At 27.0% G+C, this 16,142-nt stretch carries 14 protein-coding genes and 1 pseudogene; 13 read left to right on the top strand and 2 right to left on the bottom strand.

The genetic code is table 11. The annotated features are described in order from the left end of the window. The 7 genes from AWT63_RS04915 to AWT63_RS04885 all read left to right on the top strand — a co-directional run bounded on the left by AWT63_RS04915 (nucleotide 1) and on the right by AWT63_RS04885 (nucleotide 7,428). Complete coding sequence (locus tag AWT63_RS04915; protein WP_068268703.1) at nucleotides 1-1,104, top strand: ABC transporter ATP-binding protein; 1,104 nt, start codon at nucleotides 1-3, stop codon at nucleotides 1,102-1,104. Continuing rightward, entirely contained in the window at nucleotides 1,105-1,941 is an 837-nt protein-coding gene (locus AWT63_RS04910) for an ABC transporter permease (protein WP_068268702.1), read from the top strand. 47 nt (nucleotides 1,942-1,988) lie between these two features. Further along, on the top strand, nucleotides 1,989-2,723 hold the full coding sequence (locus AWT63_RS04905) for an ABC transporter permease (RefSeq protein ID WP_082680464.1): 735 nt from the start codon (nucleotides 1,989-1,991) through the stop codon (nucleotides 2,721-2,723). Between the two features lie 185 nt (nucleotides 2,724-2,908). After that, nucleotides 2,909-3,577 carry an ATP-binding cassette domain-containing protein gene (locus AWT63_RS04900; protein WP_068268700.1) on the top strand — a complete coding sequence of 223 codons (669 nt, stop codon included), beginning with the start codon at nucleotides 2,909-2,911 and terminating at the stop codon, nucleotides 3,575-3,577. After that, nucleotides 3,577-4,227: a methionine ABC transporter permease gene (locus tag AWT63_RS04895; RefSeq protein WP_068268699.1), complete on the top strand. Its 651-nt coding sequence runs from the start codon at nucleotides 3,577-3,579 to the stop codon at nucleotides 4,225-4,227. The genes AWT63_RS04900 and AWT63_RS04895 overlap by 1 nt, the downstream gene beginning before the upstream one ends. Further along, a complete protein-coding gene (locus AWT63_RS04890) occupies nucleotides 4,224-5,006 on the top strand; it encodes a MetQ/NlpA family ABC transporter substrate-binding protein (protein ID WP_231723222.1) in 783 nt (260 codons plus the stop codon). The genes AWT63_RS04895 and AWT63_RS04890 overlap by 4 nt, the downstream gene beginning before the upstream one ends. A gap of 232 nt (nucleotides 5,007-5,238) precedes the next feature. Next, nucleotides 5,239-7,428, top strand: a complete 2,190-nt coding sequence (locus tag AWT63_RS04885; protein WP_068268698.1) for an OmpA family protein — start codon at nucleotides 5,239-5,241, stop codon at nucleotides 7,426-7,428. 25 nt (nucleotides 7,429-7,453) lie between these two features. Here the strand turns inward: AWT63_RS04885 and AWT63_RS04880 are convergent, their stop codons facing one another. Both AWT63_RS04880 and AWT63_RS04875 read right to left on the bottom strand, forming a co-directional pair. Next, nucleotides 7,454-8,632 (bottom strand): dicarboxylate/amino acid:cation symporter, encoded by a 1,179-nt coding sequence (locus AWT63_RS04880; protein WP_068268697.1) that lies wholly within the window; start codon nucleotides 8,630-8,632, stop codon nucleotides 7,454-7,456. Nucleotides 8,633-8,645: 13 nt separating this feature from the next. Beyond that, a complete protein-coding gene (locus AWT63_RS04875) occupies nucleotides 8,646-9,539 on the bottom strand; it encodes a DMT family transporter (RefSeq protein WP_068268696.1) in 894 nt (297 codons plus the stop codon). 117 nt (nucleotides 9,540-9,656) lie between these two features. Here AWT63_RS04875 and AWT63_RS04870 point away from each other — a divergent pair, with 117 nt between their 5' ends. The 6 genes and pseudogenes from AWT63_RS04870 (at nucleotide 9,657) to AWT63_RS04845 (ending at nucleotide 16,139) form a co-directional block, all read left to right on the top strand. Beyond that, nucleotides 9,657-10,934 carry an ABC transporter substrate-binding protein gene (locus tag AWT63_RS04870; RefSeq protein ID WP_068268695.1) on the top strand — a complete coding sequence of 426 codons (1,278 nt, stop codon included), beginning with the start codon at nucleotides 9,657-9,659 and terminating at the stop codon, nucleotides 10,932-10,934. A gap of 66 nt (nucleotides 10,935-11,000) precedes the next feature. Next, nucleotides 11,001-11,873 (top strand): carbohydrate ABC transporter permease, encoded by an 873-nt coding sequence (locus AWT63_RS04865; RefSeq protein WP_068268694.1) that lies wholly within the window; start codon nucleotides 11,001-11,003, stop codon nucleotides 11,871-11,873. Further along, on the top strand, nucleotides 11,873-12,685 hold the full coding sequence (locus tag AWT63_RS04860) for a carbohydrate ABC transporter permease (RefSeq protein WP_068268693.1): 813 nt from the start codon (nucleotides 11,873-11,875) through the stop codon (nucleotides 12,683-12,685). The genes AWT63_RS04865 and AWT63_RS04860 overlap by 1 nt, the downstream gene beginning before the upstream one ends. Before the next feature lie 74 nt (nucleotides 12,686-12,759). Further along, nucleotides 12,760-14,280: pseudogene (locus AWT63_RS04855) on the top strand (ATP-binding cassette domain-containing protein). Between the two features lie 81 nt (nucleotides 14,281-14,361). Next, nucleotides 14,362-15,669: a sugar ABC transporter substrate-binding protein gene (locus AWT63_RS04850; RefSeq protein ID WP_082680457.1), complete on the top strand. Its 1,308-nt coding sequence runs from the start codon at nucleotides 14,362-14,364 to the stop codon at nucleotides 15,667-15,669. Between the two features lie 62 nt (nucleotides 15,670-15,731). Next, nucleotides 15,732-16,139 carry a hypothetical protein gene (locus AWT63_RS04845; RefSeq protein WP_068268692.1) on the top strand — a complete coding sequence of 136 codons (408 nt, stop codon included), beginning with the start codon at nucleotides 15,732-15,734 and terminating at the stop codon, nucleotides 16,137-16,139. Nucleotides 16,140-16,142: the final 3 nt, after the last annotated feature.

Here is a 16,142-nt window from a genome sequence, read left to right as displayed (position 1 = left end):
TTGGAAAAAGACTTGGAGATAATAGGTGTTTCTAAATCGTTTGAAGATGGAGATAAAATTTTAAAAAATGTTAATTTAAATATAAAAAAAGGTGAGTTCTTCTCAATTTTAGGACCATCAGGTTGTGGTAAAACAACATTACTTAGAATGATAGCTGGATTTATTTCTCCAGATGAGGGAGAAATTAAAGTTAATGGTCAAAGAATAGATATTTTGCCACCTAATAAAAGAAATGTAAATACAGTATTTCAAAATTATGCATTGTTTCCGAATATGACTGTATTTGATAATATTGCATTTTCTCTTAAATTAAAGAAATTGCCAAAAGATGAAATAGAAAAAGAAGTAGATAAATATTTAGACTTAGTAGGTCTTAAAAAGTTTAAAAATAAATTTCCACAAGGATTATCTGGGGGACAAAAACAAAGAGTTTCAATAGCTAGAGCTTTGATAAGCAAACCTGAAGTTTTACTTTTAGATGAACCTTTATCAGCACTTGATGCAAAATTAAGACAAAGACTTTTAATTGATCTTGATACAATTCATGATGAAGTTGGAATTACTTTTGTGTTTGTAACTCATGATCAGGAAGAAGCACTTAGTGTATCGGATAGAATAGCAGTTATGAATAATGGAGATATATTACAGGTTGGAACACCAAATGAAATTTATGAAACACCTGCAAATGGATTTGTTGCAGATTTTATTGGAGCAACTAATTTTATAACAGGTGAAATAAAAGAAGTATTTGATAATTATGCACTTGCATTTTCAAATGAAATTGGAGAATTTAAAGTAGAACTTGATAAACCTGTTAAAATTGGAGACAAAGTTAAACTTACGTTAAGACCTGAAAAAATAAAGGTAGATGTAAAGCCTCCTAAAGAAAATGAGAAATATAAGGTTTTATCAGGTGTTGTAGAAGAAGTAATATATACAGGATTTCAAAGTAAATTATTTATAAAAATTGAAGGTTCAAATAGAATAATAAAAGCATTTGACCAACATAGAGAATTTTTAGAAGAAGATGAATTGTTTGAATGGAAAGAGAAGGTGTATTTCTATTGGAATTATGAAGACGCATATCTTGTAGAGGTGATGTAATTGAAAAACCAGAAAGATTTAAGAAATCTATATTATTTACCTCTTACCATATGGATGACTGTGTTTTTTGCAATTCCAACATCTATAATTGTATATTTTAGTTTTTTAAAAAAGGGGCCTTTTGGTGGAATAGCAGGATATACTAAATATTCATTAAAGGCATATAAAGAATTGATAACACCGGAACTTTTAAAAATTGTTTTAAAAACCTTTAATATATCACTTATTATTACAGCTTTAGTAATATTTTTATCAATACCTACGGCTTATTTTATATCAAGATCAAAATATAAAAACTTATGGCTACTTATGATAGTAATACCATTTTGGACTAATTTTTTAGTTAGGATATTTGCACTTATCGGTTTAATAGGTAATAACGGAATAATAAATAAAATGTTTATAAAAATTTTTAATTTATCAGCACCGTTACCATTACTATATAATAGAGTTGCTGTAATTATAGTGAGTGTATATATATTTATGCCTTATGCAATATTACCTTTATATACAGCAATTGAAAAATTTGATTTTTCATTAATAGATGCTGCAAGGGATTTGGGAGCAAGTAAATATCAAGCTTTATATAAAGTGTTTTTACCCGGTATAAAAGGTGGAATTATAACAGCAGTTATATTAACATTTATACCTGCAATAGGTTCTTATGCTGTTCCTGATTTAGTTGGAGGAACAGACGGAATAATGCTTGGAAATGTAATAGCATCTAAAATGTTTGTACTTCGTGATTGGCCGTCAGCATCAGCTATGTCAACACTGTTTATAATTATAACAGTAATTGGAGTGCTTATAAGTGTTAAAGAACAGGACGGTGAGTAATAGTGGATGATAAAAGAAGAGTATCATTATTGTTTTTTGTATTAGTTATGCTATTTTTTTACTTACCTATAGTAATGCTTATAGTACTTTCATTTAATAGTAGTAAGTCATATACATGGAGTTCATTTTCATTAAAATGGTATAAACAATTATTTTTTAATTCTCCTAAGCTGTGGCTTACATTTTGGAGAAGTATATTAATAGCTATAAGTTCATCATTTATATCTGTAATAATTGCAACTTTGGGGTCAATAGGAATAAAATGGTATAATTTTAAAATAAAAAAATATGTTAAAAGTTTATCATATATACCGCTTGTTTTGCCGGATTTAATTATAGGGGTATCTTTGCTTAATTTTTTTAATATGTATAGATCTATACCTCTTGGTATGCTTACTGTATTTATAGCACATACAACATTTAATATACCATTTTCAATTTTTATAATTATGTCAAGATTAGATGAATTTGATTTTTCAATAGTTGAGGCTGCAAGAGATTTAGGAGCAACTGAGTTTCAAGCACTTATAAGAGTAATTATTCCGTCAATGAAACCTGGAATTATATCTGCATTTTTAATGTCATTAACATTATCATTAGATGATTATGTAATTACAAGTTTTGTTACAGGACCAAATTCAGATACATTGCCTATACAAATATATTCAATGTTAAAATTTGGAGTTACGCCTGTAATTAATGCGTTATCAACTATACTAATACTTGGAACATTAATACTTGCAGTATCAAGTCGTAAATTACAAAGATATATGCTTAAATAAACTAAACCTGATGATTCAGGTTTTTTTATTTACAGTAATAATTATTTTCATATAATGAAACTTTATACTGTTAATCCTTGTTATTTTATTAACTTTATTTTTTAAAGCCTGTATTTAGGCAGTTTTAAGTTTTGCATGATTGACTGATAAATAAAAGGGGAATAAAATTAAAAAAAGGTGATAATATGATTAATTTAAAAAATATAAATAAAAACTATGATAATTTTAAACTGAATGTAGACCTATCAATTAATGAGGGTGAAATTTTTGGCATTATCGGTAAATCAGGTAGCGGGAAATCTACGATTTTAAAAATTATACAAGGGCTTATAATACCTGATAAAGGTGATATTCAAATGAAAAAAGACAAAATATCATATGTCTTTCAAGAATATAACTTACTTTATAATAAAACAGTTTATGAAAATGTAGCTTTGCCGCTATTGTTACAAAATAAGGTGATTGATAGCAAAATAAAAAAATATTTATCATTTGTAGGACTTTTAGATAAAGAAAATGAATATATTGCTAATTTATCAGGCGGTCAAAAACAAAGAGTTGCACTTGCAAGAGCATTAGTCACAAAACCAGATATATTACTTTGTGATGAGATAACAAGTGCATTAGACAGTACAACAAAATATGAAATATTAAATTTGATAAATGAAATAAATAAAAAATATTCAACTACTGTTGTAATTGTAACGCATGAATTGGAAGTTGTTAAAAACATTTGCAGTAGAGCAGCTATTATAGATAATGGTAAAATTTTAGATGTAATTAAAGTTGGAAAGTCTAGTAATTTAAATTATCAAAAATCATACACTGAGTATGCAAAGGAGTATTTAAGATAATGGAAATTTTAAAAGCACTTTTTGAAACTTTTATTATGGTATTAATCCCTACTATTTGTGCAATTTTTATAGGTATACCGCTAGGAGCAACTTTATTTTTAACAAATAAAGGAGCAATAAGAGAAAACATGTATTTATATGTCCCAGCCAATATATATATAAATATTGTACGAAGTTTTCCATTTTTGATATTTGTTGTAGTGTTAATACCTGTTACAAGAAAAATATTTGGTACATCTTTTGGGCTTATTCCTGCAAGTTTTCCTATTTGCTTTATAGCAGTAGCACTTTTTGCACGTTTTGTTGAGCAATCATTTCATGATATTGATATAGGTGTAATAGATGCCGCGCTTTCAATGAAAGCTACAACATTTCAAATAGTATGGCACTTTTTATTAGTAGAATCAAGAAGTAGTTTAATTAGAGGACTTACATCATCTATTATAAGTTTTATTTCATATTCAACTGTTATGGGAATAGTTGGAGGTGGCGGTATAGGTGATTATGCAATAAGACATGGTTATTATGAATATGATTTTGCTCTTTTATATAAAATCGTTATCATAATTATAATACTAGTATTTTTTATTCAAACATTAGGAAATAAAATTTCAAAAAAATTAGATAAAAAAAGGAGAGATATTTTGTGATTAAAAAAATAATGACATTACTATTTTCAGCATTATTATTTATTTCTTGTACAATAGAAAATGATAAAACAATAAAAATAGCAACTTCTGTTTATCCTATGGAAGAAATAGTAAAAATTGCTTCTAAAGATTTAGAAAAGAAAGGATATAAGGTAGAAATAAAAGTTTTAACTGATTATGTTACAGCCAATGTAGGTCTTAATGCAAAAGAATTTGATGCAAACTTTCATCAACATGAACCGTTTATGAATATATTTAATGCTAAAAATAATGGAAATCTTGTTAAGATAAAAGCAATATATGACGTATATGTTGGATTTTATTCAAAAAAATATAAGGCAGTAAATGAATTACCAGAAAAAGCTAAGATAGCAATACCAAGTGATCCGACTAATCAAGATAGGGCGTTAAGAATACTGGCAGAGGAAAAACTAATAAGTTTAAAAGAAAAAGATGGACTTTACAAAGTTTCAGATATAGAAAGTTCAGTTAAGAATTTTGAATTTTTAGAAATTAAAATTCCTGCACTTGTTCAAGCATATCAAGAAGCAGATTTAGTATTTAACTGGCCTTCGCATATGTTAAAAATAGGAGTTTCTCCTAAAGATGCACTATTTTTAGAAAAATCTAACAATAATAAATATGCAATAATACTAGCAGCAAGAAATGATAACAAAAACAGTAAAAAAATAAAAGATATTGAAAAAGCAATGGCTTCAGAAGCAGTTAAAGAGTTTTTAAAAGAAAAATATTCAAATGAAGGTTATCCGGTATTTTAAGAATGGGGTTATCCCCATTTTTTTTAGTTAAATTAATAGTAAATCATATATTTATTTGTAATTTATGTAGTATAAATCAATATTATATTTTCAGTTAAATAATATGTAAATAGAAAAACATGTAAAATTCGCCTTTTAATTTTATTAAGGTAAACTCGTATAAATATTTGCTATGAAAACGATTTAATAAAATAAAAATTTAAATATATAAGAATTGAAAGGGCGTGTAGAGATGTTTAAAAATCTTAACTTTAAAAAAGTAGCAATACTTTTATTTGCGTCATCTTTAGTTTATGCAGAAACAAATCAGGGAACCAGTAATAGAATAGAGAAAAATTCCAGTATGACTGCTCGTGATACTGAAGTACAGGTTTTTGGAGAAAATAATAAAATTAATGGACAAGCAAGTAGTGCTTTTGGAAAAGGAAATATAATATATGGACCATATTCAGGAGCGGTTGGATTAAATAACGTATTATACGCAGGAAATTCTTATACAATAGGTAATAATAATAAAGTAAATGAAGAAAATAGAGAATGTAAAGATATAAATAAAATAGGTGAAAAATGCAATAATAATTATGTATTTGGAGAAGCTAATAAAATAGAAGGGCATGATAATAGTGCATTTGGTAAAAGTAATAAGATAAAAGGTAATTATTCTGGAGTTATGGGTATTAATAATATATTAAATGGTAGTAATTCATATATTATTGGTAATAATCATAAAATAAATGAAGGAAATGATAGCAATTCAGGACACGATATTTATGCTTTTGGTGAAAAAATTATAGCCAATACAGGTGTAAAAGATGCGATTGTATTAGGTAAGGAATCAGAAGCAGTTACAAATGCGTTATCAATTGGTAAATCAGGTTCTGAAAGAAAATTAGTTAATCTTAAAGACGGGGAAATAAAAGACGGTTCGCACGATGCTGTAACAGGTTCTCAATTACATAAATTAGCAAATGATCCTGAAAAAGCAACTGGTTTTAGCAAAGAAAATTGGAAAAAGACATTAGGTAATGGAAATATTGAAGAAAATAATACAGATTTTGTAACAGGTAAAACTGTATATGAGTATATGAAAAATATGAAAGGGACAATTAATAATAATAAGTCTTTAACTATTTCAGGAGATGATAAAAATACAGAAACTGAAGTTACAGATAGTGAGATAAAAGTAAAACTTAAAGATACAATAACATTAGGTTCAGATACTGAAAAACAAGTAAAATTAAATGGTCAGGAAGGAAATGTACAAGTTGGAAAAGTCAAAGTTGACGGTGTAAAAGCTGAAATAACAGGACTTAAAAATACAACTTGGGATAAAAGTAATGTAGATGAAAGTAGAGCTGCAACAGAAGGACAATTAAAAAACTTAGCAGAAAAGGGATTAAAATTTGCAGCTAATGAAGGTATTGAACATACTGTAGCCTTAGGAGATACATTTACAATAAAAGGTGACTATAGTGGAAACAACGCAAGTTCTAAAAATATAAAAACAAAAATAGAATCAAATGTATTAAAAATTCAAATGTCTGAAAAACCTGAGTTTGACAGTGTAAAAACAGGAAATACAACTATTGATAATAATGGTGTTAGTTATAATGGAAAAAAATATATAGGGGATACGGGATTAAATGCAAATAATCAAAAAATTACAAATGTAGTAGCAGGTACAGAAGATACAGATGCCGTTAACTTTTATCAAATAAAAGAGCTAAGAAAAGATTTAAGTGGAGGAATTGCAACAGCATCTGCAATGGCAAATATACCTCAAGTAGGAGAAGGTAGATTAGTTTCTATAGGATTTGGAGCTGCTTATTATAATAAACAAGGTGGTTTTGCACTAGGAATAAGTGGAACTGAGCCAAGTAGAAGAATAGTATATAAGCTAAGTGCAGGAATAGATACTAGAAAAGATTTTGTAGTTGGAGCCGGAATAAATGCAAATTTTGGAAACTTAGCAAAACCTGCTATTTCATCAAATCAATCTTATGTAATGGCTGATAGAGAAGAATTTAATAAATTAAAAAATGAAATAAATGAATTAAGAGAAGAAATTAAAAGTATTAAAACAAGTAAATTTGAAGAAAAGCTATATGTAATAGATCAATTTACTAATGATAAATATGTTCCTAAAAATACACAAATAGAAAAATTAAAAGCAATTATAAAAGAAATAAATGAAAAATATTCAGATAGAATAATAGATATAACAGGACATACTGATACAAATGCAAATGAAAAGTATAATCTTGATTTAGGACTTAAAAGAGCAAATAAAATTGTTGATTTAATGATTAAATTAGGACTTAAAAATCCGCAAAATATAAGAAAAGTATCAAGTTTTGGATATAATAATAAAGTGAATAAAAATTTAGCTTCAAATAGAAGAGTTGAAATAATAATTAAATAAAAGCCTGCAAAAACAGGCTTTTTTTTCATGATTTTATATATTTTTTGTAATAAGTATCTACATAAATTGCAATAGCATTATCTCCTGAAACATTTATAGCTGTGCCAAAACTATCTTGTGTTATATATAGTGCAATTAATAAAGAAGCTAATGCACCTTGAGAATCGATACCTACCATAAATAAGAAAGGTAAAGAACTCATTACAGCTCCTCCGGGTGCTCCTGGTGCAGCAACCATAGCTATTGCTAACATACAAATAAATGGAAATATCACAGAAAATGAATGTGGCATATTATTCATAATTAAAATACCCATAATACAACTTGTTAAAGTAATCATGCTACCTGATAAGTGTATAGTAGCACATAATGGTATAACGAAATCAACTATTTCTTCAGAAGTGCCATTTTTTAAACCACATTTTACATTTATAGGTATTGTAGCCGCAGAAGACTGTGTACCTACAGCTGTGAAATAAGCAGGTAATTGATTTTTAATGTATGTAAATGGATTTTTCTTAGTAAATATACCTGCAATTGAAAACATAAAAAGCATATATGCATAGTGTATAGCAAATATACACAAATAAATTTTTACAAATATTTTTATTATTGAAAAAACTTGTCCTGAATACGATAATTCAGAAAATATTCCTAAAATATGTATAGGTAATAACGGAATGACAAAGTTTGACAAAATTTTAGTAACAATCATTTCAAATTCTTCAAAAAAATGAAAAGTATAATTTCCTTTATTTTCCTTTTTTAGGTAACTTATAGTAATACCTATCATAAAGGCAAATATTATTGCTGCGGTAACATCAAGGACAGGTTTTAAAGGTATTGAAAAATATGGATTAACTATTTTTGAGTGAATACCAATTTTTTCACTTAGTCCTTTTATTAAATTTTTATAAAAAAGTGATGCAAATATATATGAACATGTTCCTGCAATTATCGTTGAAATGTAAGCGATGCCGGCAGTAATTCCTAAAAGTTTACCTGCACCATTAGTAAGTCTTGCAATCCCTATTACAACAAATCCTATTATCATAAATGGAATGAAAAAAGATAAAAAACTTCCAAAAAAAATACTAAAAGTTTTAAAAATTCTAATAATTCCAAGTGACATATAAAGTCCTATTATTATACCTAAAATAATAGATAAAATAAGTTTTGGAACTAATCCCATTTTTTTTATCATATATAACCTCCCCTTATTCTTTTGCGAATAATCCTATTATTAATACTGAAACGATAACTAGAAATACTCCTATTAATTGGATAATTCCAAAAACATCTTTGAAAAAAATAACTGCAACAAATAGTGAAACTATTGGTTCAGCAACACTTAAAATTGAGGTTAATTTAGCACTGATGTATCTTATGCTTTCCACAAAAAAATAAAAAGGTATTATTGTTCCGAATATAACCATGAATAAAAATGCAAGTATTACTTTTATATCTGTAAAATGAATAAATATGTTTTTGTTAGGTAAAAAAATAAAAAGTTCAATGCTACCTAATAACATACCATATCCCATAGTAAAAGTAGTGGGCCAACTAAAAAATTCTTTTGCATATAATAAATAAAAAGCGAATCCACAAGCTGTTGTTATTCCCCAAAGTATAGCTTTTTTATCAACAATAAGAGTTTCTAAATTACCGTTTGTAACTACAAGGAAAACACCTGCTAATATTGTCAATGTTGAAGCTATTTCATTATTTGTAGGCATTTTCTTTGTTCTTAAACTGATGTATATCATAATAATAAGCGGTGTTGAAAATTGTATTAATGTTGCAAATGGTGCGGAACTATATTGTATAGTTGCAAAAAAAGGCACTTGTACTCCTATCATGCCAAAAACTGAGTATATATATAACTTTAATCTGGTGTTTCGGTCTTGTAACATTTTTTTAGCTTTGTCAAAACCTTCTAAATAAATTCCTATTAATAGTACAATAATACCTGTTAGAAACATTCTTATTGTAACAAGTGGCATATATGTGAAAGTAGAATGTGCAAAAATATATTGTGTAAAATTTCCACCGATTCCCCATAGAGAAGCACTGAAAATTGATAAAATTAGTCCTTTTGTGCGATTGTTCATGTCTCCTCCTAATGGCTATATTTTACCTTTAAATTGATAAAAAAACAAGATTGACTTTTGAAAAAAATGGGATATACTAGTATAAATGAAAGCGTTTGCGTTTAATGAGGAGGGTTTATGATGAGAAAGTTTTTTAACTTATCACTATTATTGTCAATGCTATTTTTTTTGTTGGTAGGTTGTAAGAATAAAACAGAAAATACTACAAATGAAAAAGTAACTATTGATGTATTTCAATTTAAAGTTGAATTTAAAGATAAATTTACAGAAATTGCTAAAGAATATATGAAAGAAAATCCAAATGTTACAATTAATGTAACTACAGTAGGTGGCGGAGATGACTATGGTCCGGCTCTAAAAACAAGATTTTCTTCTGGAAATGAACCTACAATATTTAATGTTGGTGGACCTCAAGATGTAAGTGATTACATGAGTAAATTAGAAGATTTAACAAATGTAAATCTAGCAAAACAAGCATTACCTAAAACTTTAGATGGTGTAACTGTTGATGGAAAAGTTTATGGTTTACCTTTTAATCAAGAAGGATATGGTTTCGTTTACAATAAAGCAGTATTTGAAAAAGCTGGAATTAAAGCGGAAGAAATAACAACTTATGCAAAATTAGTAGAAGCAGTAAACGTATTAGATTCTAAAAAAGCAGAATTAGGTCTTAAAGCGGTATTTGCACTACCTGCAAAAGAAACATGGGTTACAGGACTTCATTTGTCAAATGTGTTCTTATCACCTGAATTTGACGGTAATATAAATAAAGTATTTGAATCAAAAACAGTTGAATTTAAATATGCGAACCAATTTAAAAATATTTTAGATCTACAAAATAAATATTCAGTACAACCAACTGTAAGTTTGGATTACTCACAACAAGTTGAAAAATTATTCTCAACAGGTAAAGTTGCTATGATACAACAAGGTAACTGGATTTTAAATTCAGTAGAACAAATAGATCCAGAATTAGCTAAAAATATAGGATTTATACCTATACATGTTGAAGGTGTTGCTGAAGGTAAATTACCTGTAGGTGTTCCTATGTATTGGGCTATAAATAAAAATAAAGATGAAGCAACTAAAAAAGCAGCTATAGCATTCCTTGAATGGATGTATACTTCTGAAAAAGGAAAAGAATATGTTTTAAATGAATTTAAATTTATACCTGCATACAATGGATATGATGAAACTAAGATATTAGACCCTCTTGCAAAAGATATATATAAGTATTCTAAAGAAGGAAATACAATTAACTGGGTATTTATGGGTTATCCATCAGGTTGGGGAATGAATGTACTTGGTGCTGAAATTCAAAGATATGTAAGTGGTCAAACAACTTGGGAAAAAGTTATTCAAACGGCTAAAGATAGTTGGCAACAAGATAGATAAAATTAATATCTAGGGAGGAGAGGTGTGATTATTTATAATTTATAAATAATCACACAAATTTATAAAATGAAAAGTACATCAAAGAGAAATAGATTATTTTTTTGGCTATTTTTATCTCCTATTTTGTTAGCATTATTTATAGTTGTAATTATTCCTTTATTATATGGTATTTATTATTCATTTACTAATTGGAATGGTATTAATATTCCTGAATTTAAAGGATTTTCAAATTATATGAGAATATTTAAAGATAAAGGATTTAGAGATTCTATAATATTTACCGTTAAATTTGTTATTGCTTCGGTTATAATAATAAATTTTGTAGGTTTATCTCTTGCTTTATTAGTAACGCAAGAAATAAAGGGTAAAACTTTTTTAAGAACTATATTCTTTATGCCTAATTTAATAGGTGGTCTTATACTAGGATTTATATGGCAATTTGTATTTTTAGAAGGTTTTAATTCTTTAGGTGAATTAGTTGGTTTTGAAGCACTTCAAGGCTGGTTATCGACTACAAAAACTGGATTTTGGGGGCTTGTAATTTTAACTGCTTGGCAAATGGCTGGATATATAATGATAATATATATAGCTCATTTGGAAAGTGTTCCAAGTGAACTTGTTGAAGCTGCTAGAATTGATGGAGCAAATCCGTTTCAAATTTTAAGACACATAATATTTCCGCTTGTTGCACCTGCATTTACAGTAAGTATGTTTTTGACGTTATCCAATTCTTTTAAATTGTATGATCAAAATTTATCATTAACAGGTGGAGCACCATTTAATTCTACTCAAATGGTTGCGATGAATATATATAATACGGCATTTGCAGAAAATAAAATGGCATACGCACAAAGTAAAGCTATAATATTTTTCATAGCTGTTGCAGCAATTTCCCTTATACAAGTTTATTATAATAAGAAAAGGGAGGTAGAATTTTAATGAAAAAGTCTAAAATATTTTTAACGTTTTTAGGTTCATTATTAGGAATGCTTTGGTTAGTTCCCTTTTATTTAATGATATCAAATTCTTTTAAAACTAAAAGAGAAATATTTGAATCACCAATAAACTTGCCAAAAGGTATACATATTGATAATTATATAAAAGCAGCAGAAAATTTATCATTTGTTAAAACATTTTTTAATTCAATATTAATAACTGTAGTAAGTATATCAATTATTGTTATATTTTCTTCAATGGCAGCATATGCATTGTCAAGAGTTAAAGGTAAAGTTAGTAATATAATATTTTTTGTCTTTGTTGCAGCAATGTTAATACCATTTCAAGCTGTAATGATACCTCTTATTTCATTATTTGGTAAAGCTCATATGTTAAATAGAGCAGGTCTTATGTTTATGTATTTAGGTTTTGGTTCAAGCTTGTCAATCTTTTTATATCATGGTAGCATAAATGCACTTCCAAGATCACTTGATGAAGCTGCAATTATAGATGGTTGTAATAGATTTCAAGTGTTTTGGTATGTAATATTTCCTGTGTTAAAACCTATAACAGTAACTGTAATGATACTTAATACAATATGGATATGGAATGACTATTTATTACCTTCACTTGTAATAAATAAGACAGGGCTTGAAACTATACCTCTTAAAATGTTCTTTTTCTTTGGAGAGTATACAAAACAATGGCACTTGGCATTAGCAGGATTAACTCTTGCAATAATACCTGTAATAATATTTTATTTTATCGCTCAAAAGCATATTATAAAAGGAGTTACATCAGGTTCAGTTAAATAAGAGGAGATTAATTATTAAATGAAAAATAAAAAAGTTATATATAATTACATATTAAAATTTAAATTACAAAATATATGGTTTCTTTTTTGGTGTTTGTGTGGGCTGCAACAAACGTTTTATCTTCGTTACTATTGACATTTGTTTTAAATGCAATAATTTCTAAAAATTGGAATTTATTTATCTTGATGTCGCTAGCAGATATATTATGTTGGATTGGCGTAAGTTATTCTCAGGCAGTAAAAGATACAATTAAAGAAAGACTTATGCAAGAAGAATTAAATGCTATAAGAGCATACATTTTAACTCCTTTATCAGAAAATGATTACTCTTTATTTAAAAATAACAGTAAATCTGATTATGTATCTTGGTTAATAAATGATATGAATTTATTAAGAGATAACGGTTTTAATCAATTTTACGGAGCTATTGAAAGTATAGTTACTGTATCATTAAATGCTTTTGCAATAATATATATAAATTGGTTACTATTATTAATTGCAATAGCTATGACTGCTTTTGTTTATTATTCATCAAAAATATTTGAAAGCAAGTTATCTAAGGCTACACAAATAGTATCAGATTATTCTAATCGTGTTTTAAACAAGACAAATGATTATATAAATGGTTTTGAAGTTTTTTATCATAATAATCAAACTTCATATTTTAAAAATGAAATTTTATCAAGTTTTAAAAGCTTGATAAATCCTAAAGTTAAATTAACACAAGTTTCAACCATTGCTAATTCTGTATCTATGACAGCTAGTATAATTGCACAAACTATTATGTTTATTGCAACAGGGTATTTAATTATAAAAGGAAAAGTAACAACAGGGGTTATGTTTTCAATAGCTAATTTAACAAGTTGTTTATTTAATTATGCAAGAGGTGCTGCTTACAATATAGTAACATTTAGTGCGACTTCTAAATTACTAGATAAATATATACTTTCTTATGAACAAAAAGAAAATAAGTTAAAATTTGAAAATGAATTGAGTACATATAATTTAAAAGTCTGTTTTGATAATAAAGAGATTAATTATCCTAACTTAAAAATAAAAAAAGGAATGAAAGTTGCTATAATTGGAGAATCAGGATCAGGGAAATCAACATTATTAAAACTTTTAACTGGAGAAATACAAAATTATAGTGGTAATATTTTTATAGATGGAATGGATTATAAAAATATAAGTTTTAGAAGTTTACAAAAAATGGTAGGAATAATATAACAAAAGCCATATATATTTGAAGAAACTTTAAAAGATAATTTATTAATAGGGCGTAATATAAATGAAGAAGTCTTTAATAAATCATTGAAATTATCATATGTAGATGAATTTGCAATGGATAGACTAGATAATGTATTTTTAGATGATTTATCTGGTGGACAAAAACAAAGAATTTCAATAGCTAGAGAAATTATGGGTGAAAAAGATATTTTGATATTAGATGAAAGTACAGCAAGCCTTGACAAGAAAAAAGCTATAGAAATTGAAAAAAATATATTAGCTCAAAAAGACTTAACAATAGTAATGGTTACTCACCACTTATATGATGAAAGTAAACCATATTTTGATGAGATTATAGAGTTAAAATAAGCCTACAATTATCTTGACTTTTAACAAAATCAAGGTATACTATATAAATGAAAACGATTACATGCTAATTGAGGAGGAAAGATGAAATTGAAAAATAAATTGATGTGGCTAGCAATGGCAGGACTAGCTATATTTGTATCTTGCGGTAAAAAAGAAGAATCTACAGGAGCCGCTAAAGGAATTAAAGCAGAAATAACAGTTCAAGCTGAAAAAGAATGGGTTCCTTACTACGAAAAAGCTATAGAAAGAGTAAAAGCAAATAATCCAGAAGCTATTATTAATATTAAAGAAATATCTTCATTTGATCATTTAGGAATTTTAGACTCAACTGATGCTCAAAATGAAGATGTTACTGACGTTTTTGCATATCCATTAGATAGATTAGCTAACTTAATGCAAAAGCAAGCTTTAGCAACATTTGATGCTAAAACAATAGCTGATAGAGTTGGAGGATTTGCGGATTATGAAAAAGGTCTTGGAGGACAATTAAAAGACGGAGATAAATATGTTGGATTCCCATTTAACATTGAAACTTTAATAACATTTGTTAATAAAGTAAATGCGGAAAATGCTAAAGTTGATATAACTAAACCTATTGAAATAACTGCATTACCTGTAAATCAAGCTATGTTACCTGTATTTAATGCATGGTACGGTGTAGCAGTAACTAATTCAGCTGACATAGAATTATTAGGTAAAAAAGATAATAAATTCTTCAGTGATTTAGCAATGGAATATAGCGAATTACCTGCTGAAAAACAAGCAGTTATAAAAGGTATATTTGAATACTGGCAAAAAAATCATCAAGCAAAAACAGCTTTATTTGATTTAAATTCAGGATTTGGATATATGGACGAAGAATTTAAAACAGGTCATTCAGCAGTAGCAAGAATAGAAGGACCATGGTCTACATCTGCTTTAACTTCTCTTGCAGGAGCAGAAAATCTTGAAATATTACCTATAAGCAACTTAACATTTGCTGGAAAAGCATTAAGACACTGGAAAGGTGGATGGGCTTTAGGAATTAATGCAAGAATAGAAGAAGATGCTAATAAATTAGCATTAGCTCAAGAATTAATATCTGAATTAATGAACCCTGCTTATGCGGTAGAATTTTTCAAAACAACTGGAAAAGTTATGGAAAATGTAACAAAAGAAACTTATGAAAAATCAGATTTATCAGCTTCTGAAAAGAAAGTTGTTACTTCAATGTTAGAATCTTATGACAAAGCTGCATACAGACCACTACTTGAAGAATGGGGACAAGTATGGGATACTTGGCAAAATGCAATACTTTCATGGAATGCTAAAAAACCTACAACTGTTGAACATGCATATAAAGAAATACAAGCTTCATTTAAAGCTTTATTAACAAACCTTGGAAAATAAAAAAATGTTAATTGAGTAAGAGTTATTTTTGCTCTTACTCAATTTTATATTATAGGGGAACAATGAATAATAAATTTTACATAAATAAAAAACAGCTGTTAATATTATTAGCTATGGTATTTTTAGTCATAGTTATTGAAAGTTTACAATCACTTGTAATAACAAAAGATATAAATATTTATATACAAAAAATATCAAGGCAGGATTATATTATAGCTAATACTATTAATTATTTTTTTAATATTATAATTTATATATTTTTAGCAATTTATACTTTTATAATACATAAGAAAATAAAAATAGATAAAACATATAAGTTAATATGGTTAATACTTATAGCTTCAAATATTTTATATAAGTTATTTGTATATCCATTAGGAAAAGATTTAATATTTTATTATATAAGTATTATTATGCAAATATTAGTTGCAATATACATAGTAACATTAATAAATCAAGAGAAAGGATAAGTG

This window comes from Caviibacter abscessus, from assembly GCF_001517835.1.
GTDB lineage: Bacteria > Fusobacteriota > Fusobacteriia > Fusobacteriales > Leptotrichiaceae > Caviibacter > Caviibacter abscessus.
Note: the sequence above shows the minus strand (reverse complement) of the source record. Positions and strands in the feature narration are given on the sequence as shown.

What these genes read in the sequence shown, in the direction of transcription:
- AWT63_RS04905 (WP_082680464.1), top strand. Translation starts at nt 1,989, where the DNA reads ATGCTATTTTTTTACTTACCTATAGTAATGCTTATAGTACTTTCATTT.
- AWT63_RS04900 (WP_068268700.1), top strand. Translation starts at nt 2,909, where the DNA reads ATGATTAATTTAAAAAATATAAATAAAAACTATGATAATTTTAAACTG.
- AWT63_RS04895 (WP_068268699.1), top strand. Translation starts at nt 3,577, where the DNA reads ATGGAAATTTTAAAAGCACTTTTTGAAACTTTTATTATGGTATTAATC.
- AWT63_RS04885 (WP_068268698.1), top strand. Translation starts at nt 5,239, where the DNA reads ATGTTTAAAAATCTTAACTTTAAAAAAGTAGCAATACTTTTATTTGCG.
- AWT63_RS04880 (WP_068268697.1), bottom strand. Translation starts at nt 8,632, where the DNA reads ATGATAAAAAAAATGGGATTAGTTCCAAAACTTATTTTATCTATTATT.
- AWT63_RS04875 (WP_068268696.1), bottom strand. Translation starts at nt 9,539, where the DNA reads ATGAACAATCGCACAAAAGGACTAATTTTATCAATTTTCAGTGCTTCT.
- AWT63_RS04870 (WP_068268695.1), top strand. Translation starts at nt 9,657, where the DNA reads ATGATGAGAAAGTTTTTTAACTTATCACTATTATTGTCAATGCTATTT.
- AWT63_RS04865 (WP_068268694.1), top strand. Translation starts at nt 11,001, where the DNA reads ATGAAAAGTACATCAAAGAGAAATAGATTATTTTTTTGGCTATTTTTA.
- AWT63_RS04860 (WP_068268693.1), top strand. Translation starts at nt 11,873, where the DNA reads ATGAAAAAGTCTAAAATATTTTTAACGTTTTTAGGTTCATTATTAGGA.
- AWT63_RS04850 (WP_082680457.1), top strand. Translation starts at nt 14,362, where the DNA reads ATGAAATTGAAAAATAAATTGATGTGGCTAGCAATGGCAGGACTAGCT.
- AWT63_RS04845 (WP_068268692.1), top strand. Translation starts at nt 15,732, where the DNA reads ATGAATAATAAATTTTACATAAATAAAAAACAGCTGTTAATATTATTA.